General features: G+C 78.8%; 1 pseudogene. It reads left to right on the top strand.

Annotation, left to right across the window (positions count from 1 at the left end):
• Positions 1-730: pseudogene (locus GT030_RS01490) on the top strand (selenocysteine-specific translation elongation factor); the annotation flags it as partial.

Raw genomic sequence — 730 nt, 5'->3', positions numbered from 1 at the left:
TGCGCGGCGAGCCGGCCTCCGACCTGCCCCGCGAACTCACCCTGCACGTGGGCTCTTCGGCCGTTCCGGTGACCGTCCGCCCGCTGGGAGAGGACACCGCGCGGCTGCGGCTTGGCACCTCCCTGCCGCTGCGTGTGGGAGACGGCGCGCTGCTGCGGGACCCCGGCCGGCACAGCATCCCGGCGGGTGTCATCGTCCTCGACGTCCGCCCGCCCCGGCTCACCCGGCGGGGCGCTGCCGCCGCGCGGGACGAGGAGCTGCGGGAGGCGGACGCCGCCGGGGAACTGCGCAGGCGCGGGCTGATCCGCCGTTCCGAGTTGCTCGCCATGGGCGTGACCCCGCCCGCCGACCCGGTCACCGGGGACTGGCTGGCCGACCCGGACCACTGGGCGACCCTGCGCGAGCGCCTCGGCGCCGTGGTCGAGGAGCACGCCGCCCGGCACCCACTGGACCCCGGCCTGCCCCTGGAGGCGGCCCGCCAGGCGCTCGGCCTGCCCGACCGAAGCCTCGTGGAGGCCCTGTCGGCGCAGTCGCCCGGGCTGCGGTACAGCGAGGGCCGGCTCTACGGCAGCCAGGCGCGGCCCACCCTGCCGCCCCGGATCGCGGCCGCCGTGGAGGCCGTACGCGCGGACCTCGCCCAACAGCCGTTCCGCGCGCCCGAGGCCGGCCGGCTGGCCGAACTCGGCCTGGACGCCAAGCTCCTGGCTGCCGCCGAGGCGGCCGGGGCGCT

This window comes from Streptomyces sp. SID1328, assembly GCF_009865595.1.
GTDB lineage: Bacteria > Actinomycetota > Actinomycetes > Streptomycetales > Streptomycetaceae > Streptomyces > Streptomyces griseoluteus.
The sequence above is the reverse complement of the archived record's forward strand: the minus strand, read 5'-3'. Positions and strand labels throughout refer to the sequence as shown.